A 16,257-nucleotide genomic window follows, 5' to 3' on the forward strand; every position below is an offset into this window, starting at 1 on the left:
ACGAAGGGCACCATAACTGGCAAAGCTTGCTACGTCAAGGCGCCCAACCCCAGTGAATACGCGGCTTGCAGCCAGATCGCCTCATATTCACCATAACTTACGACAATCATTTTTACCGAACTACTTCATTTACCTGATTAATTGTTCCGCTTTTGGCAAAATTTGTGCGCCGGATCGCGCTGTCAGATCATAATTGTAAATATCTGTACGATACTGGGTGCGTCCGTCCGCGCCTACAAACGCCGTCAGATAGTAAAGATTGACCGGAATATTGTGGCGGATATTGACGTAACGCGTATCCCCCTGCTTCAGGGCATCTGATATCCGCGTATCGTTCCAGCCTGCATCCTGCAACAGCATATTCGCCAGCTCGGAGGCCTTGTTCACGCGGACACAGCCCGAGCTGAGCGCGCGTGCATCTTTCTGGAACAGATTATGGTTCGGGGTATCATGCAGGTAGATAGCGTCCGAACTTGGCATATTGAATTTGTAACGTCCCAGCGAGTTATGTGCGCCAGGTGCCTGCTGGAAACGAAACGGCAGGTTCGAAGGCGTAATCGTTGACCAGTCGACCATCCAGGGATCAATCGCTTCTTTGCTGTTCCAGCCACGCATCACCGTATAGTTATGTCGCTCCAGATAACCCGGGTCATTCCATACCTTAGGCAGGATATCTTTGCGCGCCAGCGTCGGCGGCACGTTCCACGGCGGGTTAACCACCACGTTATTCAGCGCGCTGCTCATCATTGGCGTTTTTCGGTCAGGTCGGCCGACAATCACGCGGGACGCCAGCACTTCGCTACCGTCCTGATAGTAGACCAGGGAGTACGCCGGAATGTTGACCATAATGCCGGTGGATAACGTGCCCGGCAGCAAGCGCAAGCGCTGGATATTCAACGCCAGCACTCCTGCCCGCTGGGCCGGAGAGACGTTCAGCCAGTCGCGAGTAGATGGACCAATCACGCCGTCAGCGCCAAGCCCCTGCGCGGCCTGGAACTGCTTCACTGCGGCGACCAGCTCGCGATCGTAAGCGGCGGGCTTATTGCTCAACGCAACGGCCGTTTTCTCTTTTACCGGCGCCGACGGGCTGACGACCGCATTTTGCGTCTCGTCACCGGGCAGAGCAATTTTAGGGCCGCTGTCAAGAATGCCGGAGCGTTTCATAATTTCGCGGATCGCAGGCACATCGCTGCTCCACTGCCCCGGACGCAGCGTTGTGGTGCCACGCAGCTGAGGCCACGGGCGGGAATCCGCAACCAGCTCAAGAAGCGACTGATGCATCGTGGCATATTGCGGATGGGCAGGCGCAAGGCTTGCGATAAAGCGCGGCAGTTCGCCGTTATCCAGCGACAGCTGCCACTGATTAATGACGGACAGCGCAGGCGTCGCCAGCTTGTACGGTTTACTGCTGTATAACCAGCGGTTGCCGTTCACCGAAATCCCCGCCACAAACTGTAAGTAGCCCATCATGGCATCAGACAGCACCACGTCACGCGCCTGTCCGGTAACGGCAGGGTCGGTCAGGAGCTCAACCCAGGTCGTGAACTGCGGCTGAAAGCCTGCAATCGCCACTTCAGCCAGCTGCTGCTGGAAGGCTCGTACCGCCTCGCGATTTTCCCACATCGGTTTCATATCGCGCGCAGCGTAAAGCAGCGTGAGCTGGTTAATATAAGCAGGAGTATAGCTCGAGGGCAGGCCGGTCATAAGCTGCTGGCGTAATGATTCAGTATCGATGCCTTCCGGCAGCGGTTTAATGCCGGCCATGATGGCCGTCGCCGGAGACTGATCCAGCGGTTGTGACAGCGACGTCGGCTGCGCGCCCATCGTCGCGGAGCTGTCAGTCGGTACAATTTCAGGCTCATCGGCCTGAGCGGTAAACAGTGGAGCAAACATCACTGTCAGGCACAAACTCAGCGCAGACAGCTGACGACCACGATTTTTCTTAAGCAACATCCCTTGCCCCCTGTTTTTCACGACATGCCCATTATTCTGGAGATTTCCTTCAGTATAGAAAGGCATACTCGCTGCTGCCTTACCTTATGTAAAGAAGTTTAAAGATAACGCAGCCCTGAACACAAGTTAAGTGAATAAAAAAAGCGGCGCATGAGCGCCGCTATTTGTCGCACCCCGGGTTAAGAGGCGTCAGCCGTGCCCGGTAATGACTCCGGTGGCTGCGGGGCGAAACCACGCAGGCCCACGACGTGTACGTGTTCACTGTTCTGAAACACCTTACGCACCAGCTTATAGGTTGTCCCTTTTTCCGGACTGATGTTTTCCGGCGCCGCGATGATGAGCTGCATATCGAGTCGCTCGCAAAGCTCAAACAGCGTGGCGATGGAGCGGGCGTCGAGACGCGCGGCTTCATCGAGGAACAGCAGACGGCATGGCGAGATGTCTTTGCCGCGCAGACGACGCGCTTCATCTTCCCAGCTCTGCACCACCATCACCAGAATCGACATACCGGTACCGATAGCTTCACCGGTAGAGAGCGCACCGGATTCCGCGCGCAGCCAGCCGTCTGAGCCACGGTTAACCTCAACTTCCATTTCCAGATAGTTGCGGTAGTCCAGCAGCTCCTCGCCGATGGTTTGCGGCGTACGCTGGCCCATGTCAATCTGCGGATTCAGACGCTGATATAGCTTCGCCAGCGCTTCGGAGAAGGTCAGGCGGTTACTGTTGAACAGATCCTGATGCTGTTCGTGCTGTTCAGACAACACGTCCAGCAGCGTGGAGTGCGCCTCACGCACGTTCACGTTCAGCCGCACGCTGTTGACCTGGCCAAACGACACGCTTTGCAGGCCCTGGTTCAGCTGACGGATACGGTTCTGCTCGCGCTGAATGGTTTTACGAATAATATTCGCCACGCTGCGGGAGCTGATTGCCAGCTTCTGCTCGCGGGAGGTCAGCTCCTCCGTCAAACGGCCCAGCTCGATCTCCATCTGTTCGATCGCTTCCACCGGATCGTCGGTACGGATGATGTCCTGACGAATACGCTCGCGTAAGTGCTGATAAACCGCCACGAAGAACTGAATTTTGCGCTCAGGACGCTTCGGATCTTCGGACATACGCAGCACGTCGCGCAGGTGTTCATTGTCCGCCACCGCCAGACGCAGCGCGCCCAGCGCCTTATCCGACATAGAGCGCAGTTCATCGGCTGACAGGTACGCCAGCTCGCGACGATGCAGACGACGCTCCACGTTGTTATCTTTCACCATGCGCATCACCGCGCACCACCCCGCCTTCGCGGTCACAACCTGTTCACGCATCTCATGATAGTCACGCTCCAGCTTGCGCAGGCGTCGCGTCAGGTTGTCCATCTCTGCTTCACAGAAGGTCAGCGCTTTTTCCAGCTGATTACGACGCGCGCGGTTGTTACTGAGCTGAGCATGCAGTTCATCGCGGCGAATACGCGCCCGCTCTTCTGCACCGCTGTCGGCGCGAACGCCGATGTCCTGCAACTCTTTATGCAGATCGTTTAACAGCTCTTTCTTGGTGTCGAAGGAGCTTTTCAGCGAGGCCATGACCTGGCTGTACTGGCTCAGCTGTGCGGCGTGAGTACGCATCGCTTCACGGGCGCGCGTACGCTCTGCTTCGGCCTGCTCAAGACGCTGGCGCAGCTTTTCATTAAGATCGCTGTTCCCGCTCAGCATTTCTGCTGAATCGGAGTAGCCGAAGTGTGCGCGACGTTGCACCACTTCCGTCAGGGCAAACGCCTGCTGACGCGCTTCGCGCTGCACCTGCTGTGACCAGGCATAATCCTCTTTTAACTGCTCAAACTGTTCCGGGTCGCTCTGGAGAACGGAAACCATCGGCTCCAGTTTTGCCAGCTGATTGCCGTGCTGCTGCACAAAGCGCGCCGCTTCCTGCGCTTCGTCCAGACGTTCCTGAATTTCGTCCACGCGGTCGGCGAGCGTATCGTCCGCCAGCAGGTTCAGGCGCGGCAGGATACGGTTAAGGGCCGCAACGCCCTCTTTCGCCTGCTCGAACTGCACGCGGCTTTGCTGGTTGTCATTTTCATGGCTGGCAAGCGCACGCTCCAGCTCACCACGGCGGGTGTTGAGCTTGCGGATTTCAGCTTCCGGATCGGGCTCAAAGGCAACGCCCAGGTGGCTGCCGATAAAGCGGCTGAACGCCTGATGCAGACGCTGCGTTTTTTGAACATCAAACGACAGGGTTGCAAAACGTTCAGAAAGCGTTTCGCGCTCAGCGTGCAGGCTTTCAATACGGTTTTCACGCGCGGCGCGGCCAAACAGCGGCAGTTCCGGGAAGCGCGAATAGCGCCACTGGCGATCGGCGATTTTCACCACCACCGCTTTTTCCAGCTCGTCGACGCTGAATACGCTGTCATCAAACGACTGCGGATCCCCTTCGATGAGGTAGAGATCTTCCGGGCAGTCTTCCAGCCCTGCAAGCTGGTCCGAAATCAGCGACAGATCAGGCACCACAATCGCGTTACGGGATGGACCGTACAGCGCGGAGAAGTACGGCGCATCGTCCAGGCCGACATCGTCGTAAATTTCAGACAGCAGCACGCCGCCGAAACGCTCGGCTAAGGCATTCAGGCGCGGATCTTCTGAGCCGCCAGGCTGGCTTAAACGCTCAATCTCTTCATCGACGTCACGCTTGCGCGCACCCACTTCGTCACGCTCAACAATCGCTTCACGCTCGCGCTCCAGCAGCTGTTGCATGTATTCGGTGACGTCCTGGCTGGAGGAAAACTCCTGGCCACACTGTTCGCTGAGCTGGTTCAGGCTGCTTTGTGCAGCCAGCCAGATCGGCGCACGCTGTAAGAGCGTCTTCGAACGCGACTGAAGCTGTTCCAGCTCCTGACGCAGCGTCATGCGCTGTTCGCTGGCGTTCGATACGGTATCCGACAGGGCCGCAATACGCGCTTCCAGCTCCTGGTGCAGGGCCTCAAGCTCGTCGAAATCGTAATTTTTACCCTGACGCTTGCAGAATTCCGCCAGCAGACGCTCGGCTTCCTGCTGTTCACGCAGACGCTGTTCCAGCTCGTTCAGGCGCATGCGCAGCGGCTGCACCTGTTCGGCCAGATGGCGTTGATTGACGCCGTCGCGCAGCAGCTCACGGGCAACGTCCCACGCTTCGTTACGCGCCAGCGGACCGTTGATCGCCACCACCAGCTGGTACGCCTGCTCAAACTGGCTGTGCGCCGTTTGCGCCACGCTCATTTTCTGATCGAGAGAAAGCAGTTTCTCAGTGGCTTCCTGCTCTTTGGCCTGGAAGGTATCCAGCCATTCGTCAGCGCTTTCCGGGGTCAGGTCCGGCAGATGGCACAGCTCTTTGGCACGCTGCAACGCCTGCAACGCCTGGTTGTACTGAATCGCACGCGTCTGCTGCACATCCAGCGCCTGCTGGTAATCAGCAAGCTGGCTTTTCAGCTCATCCACTTCCAGCTCGGCGGCTTCCGCGCGGGCTTCGTTCTCTTCCTGCAATTCGGCAGCTTCGGCCACCACTTCATTTTGCTCTTCAAGACGAATTTGCAGCTCATCCAGATCGGCTTCATAGCGCTCGATTTTTTCCTGCTGACGCAGCGCGGTCTGCACCAGGTTCAGGTGATCGCTGGCCGCCTGGTAATCGGCTTCCAGATCGCCCTCTGCCCCGTTGTGTTCGCCCAGTTCACGGGCCATTTCAACGTGCTTATACTGCTCGGCCACCAGCTGTTTACGCGAGGTGAACAGCTCGCGGCGGTACTCTAATGCCTGATCGAGATGCACGCGACGCTCGTTGGCGTGACGCATATAATCCGCCGCCACATAGTTGGTGGCTTCACTGATCAGGTGTTTAAACAGATCGCGGTCAGACTGGGTAACGCGAATCGCTTCCAGCGTCATGCGGTTTTCACGCAGCGCGGCTTCCATGTCCTGGAAGGCCTTACGCACGCCGCTGTTTTCCGGCAACAGGTAGTCGCGCAGGGAGCGGGTAATGGCGCTGGAGATCCCGCCGTACAGGGAGGCTTCAATCAGACGGTAATATTTGCTGCGGTCGGATGCGGTACGCAGACGACGCGCCACCACGCCCAGATCGAACATCAGGGAGTGGTAGTCGGTAATTGAGTTGAACTGCTTGAACTGCACGCCTTCGATAGCTTCGAGCTTGTCTTTCAGCTCCTGCAGCGTCAGTACGCGCGCCTGACGCTCATTGAGCGTTTCCGTCAGCAGCGCCGTTGGCTGCATTGAGGTTGGCAGCCCCTGAATCGCGAACGGTTTGATATCCACTTTTCGATCGCGACCGGCGACCTGCTGCAGACGCACGCCCACCACCACACGCTGGTGACGGGAGTTGATCACATCCAGCACCGAATAACAGACGCCAGCTTTGAGCTTACCGTGCAGGCCTTTATCACGAGAGCCGCTTGTCGCCCCCGCTTCGGTGGTGTTACGGAAGTGCAGCAGCGTCAAATCAGGGATCAGCGCCGTCACAAAGGCCGCCATGGTGGTGGATTTACCCGCACCGTTACCGCCGGAGAGCGTTGTCACCAGCTCATCCAGATCGAATGTTCGGGCAAAGAAGCCGTTCCAGTTAATCAGCGTTAGTGAGCGAAATTTACCGCGTTCAATCATTACTCTTCCTCCCCGCTATCCGGCTGATTGTCTTCAGGCTCGTCATTGAGCTGCAAATGGTTTTCCACCGGCATCGCCTCACCGTCACGGATCATGCGCAGCTGCGCTTCACGCGCATCGTCACCCGCACGCACGTCGGCGCCAAAACGGAAGACCGATTCGGTAATACGGAACTTGCTGCTGTCGTGACCCATGAACCAGACCATTCCCAGACGGCGCAGACGGTTCAAGGAAGAGCGAACTTTTTCCTGTAATTTCTGACGGTCCAGATCGGACCCCGTTGAGCGGTTATTGACCAGCTTGAGCAGCTTGCTTTCATCCGCCAGCGACAGCAGCTCATCGTAAAGCTCCTGCTGGGTGAAGATCCCTTCATTCGCCAGACGTTCCGGGCTGAGATAGAGGTAGCAGAGAATTTTGCCGACCATCATATCCAGTTCGGAAAGCACCGAGCGCGGAATAAGCGTGGTAGAGCGCGGACGCAGGTAGAAAAAACCTTCCGGCGCGCGGATCAGCTCAACGTTATAGCGAGCGTAAAACTCTTCCAGGTACTCCTGAAAGTCCATCAAAAAGGCGTGATTATCCAGCTCGTCAAGGCCAATGTGACGACCGGCACGCAGCTGGCTATCCAGCGCCGGAAACAACGGATTCGCCAGCGCCTGTGCCAGCTTAACTGGCATCACGTGTTCAATATTTGTCAATGACATGCGCCTGTACCTTGGCTCCGTAATCGTTAATCGGCTGCCACTTCGGCGGCAGTCCGGTGAAATCGGCTTGTGCGATGCCCAGGCGCACCGCCTGGTCTACAACAATGCGGGCAACATCGAAGTGGCGCGCGCGCGGATACTGCGCCAGATAGTCGCGTACCACGAGGCCAAGATCCAGCGGTGCTTGTCTGGTTTTGTAGACAGCGAGCTGTTCTTCGATCATCGCCGCAAGCTGCTCGCGAATTTCGTTAAATTCTTCGTATTCCAGATCCGGCGGCAGTTCACCGGTGACCTCTTCATCACGCAGCGCCATCTCTTCGTCGCGCATATCCAGCAGACGATCGGCGTTGGCGTAGGTCAGCGCCCACGGCGCATCGAAGTAGGTCTGTACCGACTGGCGCAGACGTTGAGCAAAGACGCGATTCTTATCCATATCGATGGCGGTACGGATAAATTTATGCACGTGGCGGTCGTAACCGATCCACAGGTCGATCGACTGCTGGCCCCAGCTGATAATGCGGTCAAGCTTGCTCTGCAAATCAAACACCAGACGGTCGATAAAATGCAGATCGTCGTGCGCCATCGTCGCGTCCTGGATGCGTAGCAGATTGGCCTGTAGCTTATCTCCCGCCGCCTCCAGCGTATCCTGCAACTCACGCAGCGTACCCGACGTTTCTGACAGCAAGAGTTCACAGCTGGAGATGGCCGCACGCCAGTCTTTATTAAGCAGTTGAGCGATATCGTCTTTCACCTGCTGCTGCTGTTCGTCCATCAGACGTTGAGTCAGATCGATACTGTCGAAAATCTCGGCAACCGAATATTTCAGCGGCGCGTAAACGTTGCGATGCCAGTGGAATTCATCACCGTTTTCATCAGCCGCGTCGGCGGCACGCTTCAGCTCGCCTGCAACAATAGAGAGCTGCATGGAGAGACGCAGCGTGGAAAATTCGCGCTGGCGGATGTAATAGTCGGTAATGCCAATGCCCAGTGGCGTAAGACGATAGATGGCGTTTCCTTCCGCCTGCTCGCTGGTAAAGCGGTTCAGCAGACGTTGACGCACCATATCATTGATTGCGTTGTTGGCACGCACGCTAATGGTTTCGCTGGTTTGCTCAAACGCATCACTGACGTGGCGGAACGCATCCACCAGTTCGCCTTCACTCATTTCGCCATCCAGGCGTTCGCCGTTTAGCGTCGCAACCGCCAGCAGGAATGAGAGTCTGTCTACCGGCAGCGAGATGGAGAAATCGTTTTTCCTGGCCCAGGCAACCAGTTCGGGGACTGTCTGGGAAAATTCACTCATAGATTATCCTTGCATCTGCGGCTTGCGCGCGGTGACGTGTATATAGCGGCCAAGGCTCAGATAAGGCTCCTGGCGGCAGTACCGCGTCTCTATTTCTGTTAAGGCGTCTAAACAGTCATCCTGTTTTTGTTTATCACGCAGATAATCATGAAACACCCTCACGCCGGTTTTGCCGGTAATTTCCCAACCGATCTCCTCCAGCCAGCCATAGACCTGCTGCGGTTCACGAGGGAAATCCGGTGAAAGCGTGCGACGTTTCTTTTTATACATGCCCTGCTGTACATAGCCAAAATTGCCGACCAGCACGTTTCGCATTAGCAGGCCGTTGGCATTGTAAAACATCAGCGATAACGCACCGCCCGGGCGCAACATCGACCACAGCGTTTTTAACATCGCTTGTGGTTCGGCGATCCATTCGAGCACAGCATGAAACAATATCAGATCAACCTGCGTTTCCAAATGCTGCGGAATGTCCTGAGCGGCGCAATGTATAAAATGCATGTTGTCGCTCACACCTTTCTCTTCTGCCGCTCGCCCTGCGCGCGCAACCATCTCGGCAGAAAGATCGCAAAGCGTGACGTGATGTCCCCGCTGCGCCATCAGAATTGCAGTCTGACCTTCCCCACCGCCGGCATCCAGCACGCGCAACGGTCGGTCACCGAATTCAGCCAGCAGCTTGTCCAGATCCTGCCAGAGGATCGTCTGACGAAGCTGACCTTTGGTGGTGCCATAAATGTTGCGCGAAAACTTTTCCGCGATGTCATCAAAATTGCGATCCCGCATTGGGAGGGTTCCACTCACTGCAAAACCGCTATTTTGTCACACCCGCGCGGAGAATGAACCACTCTGGTGTAATATCACCGACAATCGCCTGCTGTATGGTTAAAAAAGGAACCAAAAAGGATGTTTTTTACCCTAAAAAAATATATCGGAGGCATGATGCTTCCCCTTCCCCTGCTGTTGCTTCTCATCGCGCTGGGGCTGGCATTGATATGGTTTAGCCGCTTTCAGAAAAGCGGTAAATCCCTCGTTACCGTGGGCTGGCTGGCGCTGCTGTTACTCAGCCTGCAACCGGTCGCTGACGGTTTATTACGTCCGATTGAAAACACCTACCCGACATGGCAGGGAAATCAGAAGGTGGGCTATATCGTGGTGCTGGGCGGCGGATATACCTGGGATCCGAACTGGGCGCCCAGCTCGAACCTGATCAACAACAGCCTGCCGCGCCTGAACGAGGGGATCCGCCTGTGGCTGGCCAATCCTGGATCGAAGATGATCTTCACGGGCGCTGCGGCAAAAACCAACCCGGTCAGTACCGCTGAAGCAGGAGCAAGAGTGGCTGAATCGCTTGGCGTACCACGTTCCGCCATCATCACGCTGGATAGCCCAAAAGATACCGAAGAAGAGGCGGCGGCGGTGAAACAGGCCATCGGTGATGTACCGTTCCTGCTGGTGACCTCTGCTTCACACCTGCCGCGCGCAATGATTTTCTTTGAGAAGCAGGGCCTGCATCCGCTTCCTGCTCCGGCAAACCAGATGGCTATTAACGCCCCGCTCAATCCGTGGGAACGGATAATCCCGTCCCCGGTATGGCTGATGCACAGCGATCGTGTCGGCTACGAGACGCTTGGCCGCCTCTGGCAGTGGCTCAAAGGTTCGTCAGGCAAGCCAGGGCAGGAGTGATTTTGCGGCCAGATCGAAACTGACGCGATTAAAGCGCCCGGTGTTGACCAGCTGCGCCACCTCATCCCAGAGAAGATAGAGCCAGCGTCGCCAGAGAAAGGCCTCCGCAACGGGGGCGCGCTGAAGATAGTGCCAGAGCAAATCTTCCGCCGCCCCGCCCTCGCTCAGCCTGAACAGTTCGTACTCGCGCGGCGCCCAGAGCATGATCCCCGGCCCGACCATCGCCAGCAGCTGGTCGCTGCGCGAGTCTTTAAGCATACTGCGCAGCGTGAAATTGCCGTGAACCAGCACGCAGTTGTCGTTAAAGCCCTCAAACAGCGTCGGCAGACACTCCCGGGTGCGGAATAAAATACGTTTGTCCTGCATCGTTAAACCGGTGTTGTTGAACTGGTTCAGCGTGCCCCACAGCACTTCAACACGCTGGCGATACCACAGCGGCCACAGGTTTTCCTGCGTGCTGTCCACCGCGCCAACAAGGCCCCGGCTGTCCTGCCGATGCCAGGCAAGCAGAGCCTCGACAATCTGATCTTTCAGCTGTTCCCAGCGCTCCGGTGTACGCGTCGGGGCTTCAACAGAAACCCCGCGTAAACGCTCGATAAGCAGAACATCCGGGCCGGGATGCTCCTCATGGGTCATCACGCCGTAGACCGTCGGCATGCGGACAGTCCCTTCCCGCGCCAGCATCGACATTTTCCAGGCCAGCTGTCTGGCGACGCCCGGCGAGGTAAAACTTCTGGCCATCAGCGGCATGGGGTTTCCCTGACTGTCGTACAACGACCAGAGTGCGGTGTCGGCCTTTTCATTCACGCATTCCACCCGGCTTAGCTTTTCGCCAAGGAGATGGCTGAGTTCAGCACGCAGCTGTTCCATATGAGATTACCCCCATTAAGACTACTGCTTTTATAATGAGCGCGCGAAACCCGGATGTCACCCGGTAGAGATCAATAATGAAAAAGAAAAGGAAAATAGCCTGGCGGGAGAGCATCCCCCCAGACGAGGGGATGCCAGCGAATTAACGCATTTCGACGCGTACGCGCTCGAGATCTTCAGGGGTATCCACGCCGGTGCCTGGGATTTCCTGGGCAACCGCAACGTGAATTTTCTCGCCGTACCACAGCACGCGAAGCTGTTCGAGCATTTCAATATGCTCCAGCGGGCTTGGTGCCCAGGCGACGTAGCGACGAATAAAGCCAGCGCGGTAGCCGTAAATACCGATGTGGCGCAGGAAGGTTTCGCCGATTGTCTCTTTCGATTGCGCGAAACGATCGCGATCCCACGGAATGGTGGCGCGGGAGAAATAGAGCGCGTAGCCCTCTGCGTCCATGACCACTTTCACCGCATTCGGATTGAACGCCTCTTCAGCTTGGTGAATCGGCACCGCGAGGGTCGCCATCCCGACCTGACGCTGAGCCAGGTTGTCGGCCACCTGACGGATAATCGCCGCCGGGATCATCGGCTCATCGCCCTGCACGTTCACAATCACCGTCTCGTCGCTGAAACCGCATTTTTCGACGACTTCCGCAAGGCGCTCGGTGCCTGACTGATGATCGGCACGGGTCATGCACACTTCCCCACCCGCGGCCTCAACCGCGCGCGCAACATCCGGGTGATCGGTGGCGACGATGACGCGTCCGGCGCCCGATTCGCGTGCCCGTTCAAGGACATGCACAATCATCGGTTTGCCATTGATATCCACCAGCGGTTTACCTGGCAGGCGCGTTGAAGCATAACGCGCAGGGATAATGACAACAAAACTCATGGTTTGATCTCTTCTGCCACCAGGGAACGGGCTTCATTTTCCAGCAGGACCGGAATACCGTCACGCAGCGGGAACGCCAGGCTGTCCAGTTTGCAAATCAGCTCTTGTTTATCCTGGCTGTAATACAGTTTGCCGTTGCACACCGGGCAGGCAATAATTTCAAGTAAACGGTGATCCATAGTTCCTCCGTATGGGTAATCGCTAAAGCTTATCACATTCCCTTTTCAGGGAGTGCCTGTTTCCCAGCCACCTCGACAGGTCGTAAACAGCCCCGCAGGCACGCGACCGAGTACAATTTCATGCGCCCCCTGCCAGCGGGCAAATTCACTGAGCGCAGTCGTTAACCCTTTTTCCAGGCCAGCCGTCACCTTTATGCCCTCTTCCAGCCAGAGCGCGATAATTTCAAGCATGCCGGTTTTACGGTGCATTTTAGCGTCCATGCGCCCGACTAGCTGGCCTTTGTGCAGCAGCGGCAAAACAAAATAACCATACTGCCGCCTGGGCGCCGGGGTGTAGCATTCCAGACGGTAGCTGAAATTAAACAACTGCCCGGCCCGCTTTCTGTCCCAGACAACGGGGTCGAACGGCGACAGCACGGCACTGTGGGTCGCCTGGAGTTTGCCCTCCTGCGCCTGCGCCAGCAGAGGGAACAAATCCGCATGCAACCACATTTCACCTAACGACTCTACCGAGACCGGCATGACGCGCTGTTCGCGCTGCCACGATTCCAGCAGTGGTTTTAGCTGCGGCTGACGCAGACGATAATAATCCGCCAGCCACTGTGGGCGGAAGATGCCAAGGCTGCGGGCGCTGTTCCCGAGCATGATGGCTTCGGCTGCGTCCTGAGACAGCAGGTCACGCGTATCGTCCCAGTGAGGCATAACACGGTGCGTGAGGTCATAGACGCGCTGAAAGTTGCGGCGCTCGACCACCATCACTTTGCCCGACGTAAACAGCCCTTCAAGATGGCGTTTGTGCGGTTTCCACTCCCACCATCCGCTTGCGCCTTTTCGCGGGTGTTCAAAATCCGCAGAGCGTACCGGCCCGTTTTCCTGAATATGGGCAATCAGTTGCTCTATTTCATCCGCGTGTTCCACCATCCACTCCTGACGGTATTTCCAGCCCATTTTGTCCGGGGCGAGCATGCGGTGACGCATCAGGGCAAAATCGCTTCGCGGGAGAAAACAGGCTTCATGCGCCCAGTATTCCATCAGTTCGCCCTGACTTAGCGCATTATCCAGCCACTGCGGAGGATAGTTTCCCAGGCGGCTAAACAGGACCAGATACGGGCTACGCGCCACGATGTTAATGGTGTCGATTTGCAGCAACGACATGCGTTGCACGGTAGAGAGGATATCAGCTGGCTGCGCGCGGCGGCGGGGCTTTTTCAGAAGCCCCTGGGCGGCAAGATGCAGGTTTCGTGCGGCTGCAAGTGAGAGTTGCGGTAGAGACATGCGTTTTCCTGTCAGTCAAAGCGCCACCGGAACCGCGTAGAAGTTACTGCACTAACGCGAGCAGTTCCTTGAGCAAATGTTCCGGCTGTTCGCCGCTGAGTTCAGCGTCAACCGGCAGATACCACCAGTTTTCTTTCGCAAAGGCCCGGCATTTTACCGCGTCTTTTTCCGTCATGATCAGCGTCTGGCCCGGCGCTGCCAGCCTTTCAACCTCTTCGGCAACTAACGCCTGGTGATCGGCCAGCGGCACTCGTTTTTCAAGCTTTGCGCCGCACTGCTCCAGCGTTGCGAAGAAACGCGGCGGATGACCTATACCGGCCATCGCAACCAGATGTTCCAGTTGCGCGACGTCTTTACGCACGCCGGACAACATATTCACGGCCTGTCCGGGACGAAGATGCATCGGGATTTCGCCCGCTCTGGCTTCACCACCGTTTACAATCACAGCATCGACGCTCTTCAGGCGCGACGCTCGCTCACGCATTGGACCGGCTGGTAGCCACCAGCCGTTGCCAAAACGCCGAACGCCGTCAATGACCACGATCTCTTTGTCACGCGCCAGCGCGTAATGCTGCAAACCATCATCGGTAATAACGATTTGTACGTCATGCTCCGCAAGCAGTGCCTTCACGGCATCACTGCGCACCGGCGATACCGCAACCGGCGCGCCGGTACGCTGGTAAATCAGTACCGGCTCATCACCGGCTTCAGCGGTTGTCGTAGCTGGGCTCAGCACCAGTGGATACTGCGCCGCTTTACCACCGTAACCGCGTGAGACAACTCCCGGGCGGATACCGCGTTTATGGAGCTGTTCTACCAGCCAGATCACCACCGGGGTTTTGCCGTTTCCACCCGCCGTCAGGTTGCCGACCACCACCACAGGTACCGGTGCGCGCCAGGCGCGCTTGATCCCGAGGCGGTAAAGCAGACGAATAGCACCGCTCACCAGGCCATACAGCCAGGAGAGCGGGAGAAGCAGCACCCACAGAGGGGATTCACCCGACCAGATGCGTGCAATCATTGACCGAACTGCATTTTATGAAGCTGCGCGTAAACACCACGCTGTTCCAGCAGGTCCGCATGGCTGCCGCGTTCAACGATCACGCCATCTTCCACCACCACGATTTCGTCAGCCTGTTCGATGGTCGACAGACGGTGCGCGATAACCAGCGAGGTACGGTTTTTCTGTAATTCATCCAGAGCAGACTGGATAGCGCGTTCAGATTCCGTATCCAGTGCGGACGTTGCTTCATCGAGGATCAGAATCGGGCTGTTGCGCAGCAGCGCACGGGCAATCGCGATACGCTGACGCTGACCACCGGAGAGCAGCACCCCGTTTTCGCCAATGATCGTATCCAGACCGTTATCCATTTTGTTAATGAAGTCCATCGCATAGGCCATACGCGCCGCATTCTCAATCTCTTCACGGCTGTACTCTTCGGTACGGGCATACGCAATGTTGTTCGCCACCGTATCGTTGAACAGATGCACGTTCTGCGAGACCAGCGCGACCTGGTTACGCAGCGACTGGAGGGTATATTCCCGCAGGTCGTGACCATCAAGCAGGATCTCGCCCTGGTCGATATCGTAGAAACGGGTAATCAGGCTGGCAATGGTCGACTTGCCCGAACCGGAACGACCGACCAGCGCAACGGTTTTACCCGCCGGGATGGACAGGCTGATATCACGCAGCGCCGGCACTTCACGGCCTGGATAGGTAAAGGTGACGTTACGGAATTCCAGGTCGCCTTTAGCGCGCTCGATCACGCGTGTACCTTCATCTTTTTCCTGTTCGGAATCGAGGATGCTGAACAGCGTCTGACAGGCTGCCATCCCGCGCTGGAACTGGGCGTTGACGTTAGTCAGCGATTTCAGCGGACGCATCAGCGCAATCATGGATGAGAACACCACCGTAATGGTACCCGCAGTCAGGGTTTCCATGACGCTCGGGAAACTGGCGGCATACAGGACGAAGGCCAGGGCCAGAGAGGCAATCAGCTGAATGATCGGATCGGAAATCGACGAGGCCGATACCATTTTCATTCCTTGCAGGCGCATTCTGTTGCTGACCTTGTCAAAGCGTTTGGTTTCGACTTCCTGACCGCCGAAAATCAACACTTCCTTATGGCCTTTCAGCATCTGCTCGGCGCTGGTAGTCACCTGCCCCATCGTATTCTGCATATTTTTACTGATGTTGCGAAAACGCTTTGATACCACGCGGATCGCGATGGAGACAATCGGCGCCAGCACAATAAGGATCAGCGACAGTTGCCAGCTGTAATAGAACATCATCGCGAACAGGCCGATGATGGATGCGCCTTCACGCACAACGGTAATCAGTGCGCTGGAAGAGGACGACGCCACCTGCTCTGAATCGTAGGTAATACGCGACAGCAGGGTGCCGGTTGACTGTTTGTCAAAGAATGAGACCGGCATCCCCATCATATGGCTGAACAGCCGGCGGCGCATGGTCATCACCACTTTACCGGATACCCAGGAGATGCAGTAGCTGGATACATAGCTGGAGATTCCGCGTAAGATCATCAGCCCAATAACCACCAGCGGCATCCATAGCAGCACTGAACGATCCGTTTTACCGAAACCGTCATCCAGTAACGGTTTGAGAAGCGATAACATAAACGTATCGCTGGCTGCGTTGAGGATTAACGCTACGCCCGCCACGATCAAGCCTGCTTTGAAAGGAGCAATCATCGGCCAGAGCCGGCGGAACGTTTGCCACGTGGAGAGATCTTTGTCGTTATGCATTCAAAAA

At 56.8% G+C, this 16,257-nt stretch carries 12 protein-coding genes; 1 reads left to right on the forward strand and 11 read right to left on the reverse strand.

Annotated elements, in window-relative coordinates; genetic code table 11:
• Positions 1-129 precede the first annotated feature (129 nt).
• The 5 genes from ldtD to cmoM form a co-directional block, all read right to left on the reverse strand.
• Positions 130-1,953, reverse strand: coding sequence for a L,D-transpeptidase (gene ldtD, locus H2Z33_RS22965; RefSeq protein ID WP_063135282.1), 1,824 nt, complete (start codon positions 1,951-1,953; stop codon positions 130-132).
• 179 nt (positions 1,954-2,132) lie between these two features.
• Positions 2,133-6,581 (reverse strand): chromosome partition protein MukB, encoded by a 4,449-nt coding sequence (mukB, locus tag H2Z33_RS22970; RefSeq protein ID WP_033487280.1) that lies wholly within the window; start codon positions 6,579-6,581, stop codon positions 2,133-2,135.
• Positions 6,581-7,285, reverse strand: a complete 705-nt coding sequence (gene mukE / locus H2Z33_RS22975; protein ID WP_033487281.1) for a chromosome partition protein MukE — start codon at positions 7,283-7,285, stop codon at positions 6,581-6,583. The genes mukB and mukE overlap by 1 nt, the downstream gene beginning before the upstream one ends.
• Positions 7,266-8,588 carry a chromosome partition protein MukF gene (mukF, locus tag H2Z33_RS22980; protein ID WP_015570962.1) on the reverse strand — a complete coding sequence of 441 codons (1,323 nt, stop codon included), beginning with the start codon at positions 8,586-8,588 and terminating at the stop codon, positions 7,266-7,268. Before mukF ends, mukE begins: the two co-directional genes overlap by 20 nt.
• Before the next feature lie 3 nt (positions 8,589-8,591).
• Positions 8,592-9,371, reverse strand: coding sequence for a tRNA uridine 5-oxyacetic acid(34) methyltransferase CmoM (gene cmoM / locus H2Z33_RS22985; RefSeq protein WP_003858212.1), 780 nt, complete (start codon positions 9,369-9,371; stop codon positions 8,592-8,594).
• Positions 9,372-9,491: 120 nt separating this feature from the next.
• Between cmoM and elyC the strand changes: the two genes are divergently transcribed.
• Positions 9,492-10,271 carry an envelope biogenesis factor ElyC gene (gene elyC, locus H2Z33_RS22990; RefSeq protein WP_063135283.1) on the forward strand — a complete coding sequence of 260 codons (780 nt, stop codon included), beginning with the start codon at positions 9,492-9,494 and terminating at the stop codon, positions 10,269-10,271.
• Here the strand turns inward: elyC and H2Z33_RS22995 are convergent.
• From H2Z33_RS22995 to msbA, 6 genes are all read right to left on the reverse strand, one after another.
• Positions 10,248-11,141, reverse strand: a complete 894-nt coding sequence (locus tag H2Z33_RS22995; RefSeq protein WP_045338017.1) for a YcbJ family phosphotransferase — start codon at positions 11,139-11,141, stop codon at positions 10,248-10,250. The two genes, elyC and H2Z33_RS22995, sit on opposite strands and share 24 nt — an antisense overlap.
• Before the next feature lie 142 nt (positions 11,142-11,283).
• Positions 11,284-12,030, reverse strand: a complete 747-nt coding sequence (kdsB, locus tag H2Z33_RS23000) for a 3-deoxy-manno-octulosonate cytidylyltransferase (RefSeq protein WP_063135284.1) — start codon at positions 12,028-12,030, stop codon at positions 11,284-11,286.
• Entirely contained in the window at positions 12,027-12,209 is a 183-nt protein-coding gene (ycaR, locus tag H2Z33_RS23005) for a protein YcaR (RefSeq protein WP_003858220.1), read from the reverse strand. Before ycaR ends, kdsB begins: the two co-directional genes overlap by 4 nt.
• A 45-nt stretch (positions 12,210-12,254) precedes the next feature.
• Positions 12,255-13,484, reverse strand: coding sequence for a winged helix-turn-helix domain-containing protein (locus H2Z33_RS23010; RefSeq protein ID WP_047062302.1), 1,230 nt, complete (start codon positions 13,482-13,484; stop codon positions 12,255-12,257).
• A gap of 43 nt (positions 13,485-13,527) precedes the next feature.
• A complete protein-coding gene (gene lpxK / locus H2Z33_RS23015) occupies positions 13,528-14,505 on the reverse strand; it encodes a tetraacyldisaccharide 4'-kinase (RefSeq protein WP_063135285.1) in 978 nt (325 codons plus the stop codon).
• The gene (gene msbA / locus H2Z33_RS23020) at positions 14,502-16,250 is read right to left on the reverse strand and encodes a lipid A ABC transporter ATP-binding protein/permease MsbA (protein ID WP_003858227.1); all 1,749 of its coding nucleotides are present in this window, start codon (positions 16,248-16,250) and stop codon (positions 14,502-14,504) included. The genes lpxK and msbA overlap by 4 nt, the downstream gene beginning before the upstream one ends.
• Between the last annotated feature and the right edge of the window lie 7 nt (positions 16,251-16,257).

Source organism: Enterobacter sp. YSU, assembly GCF_016082135.1.
GTDB classification, from domain to species: domain Bacteria; phylum Pseudomonadota; class Gammaproteobacteria; order Enterobacterales; family Enterobacteriaceae; genus Enterobacter; species Enterobacter hormaechei_C.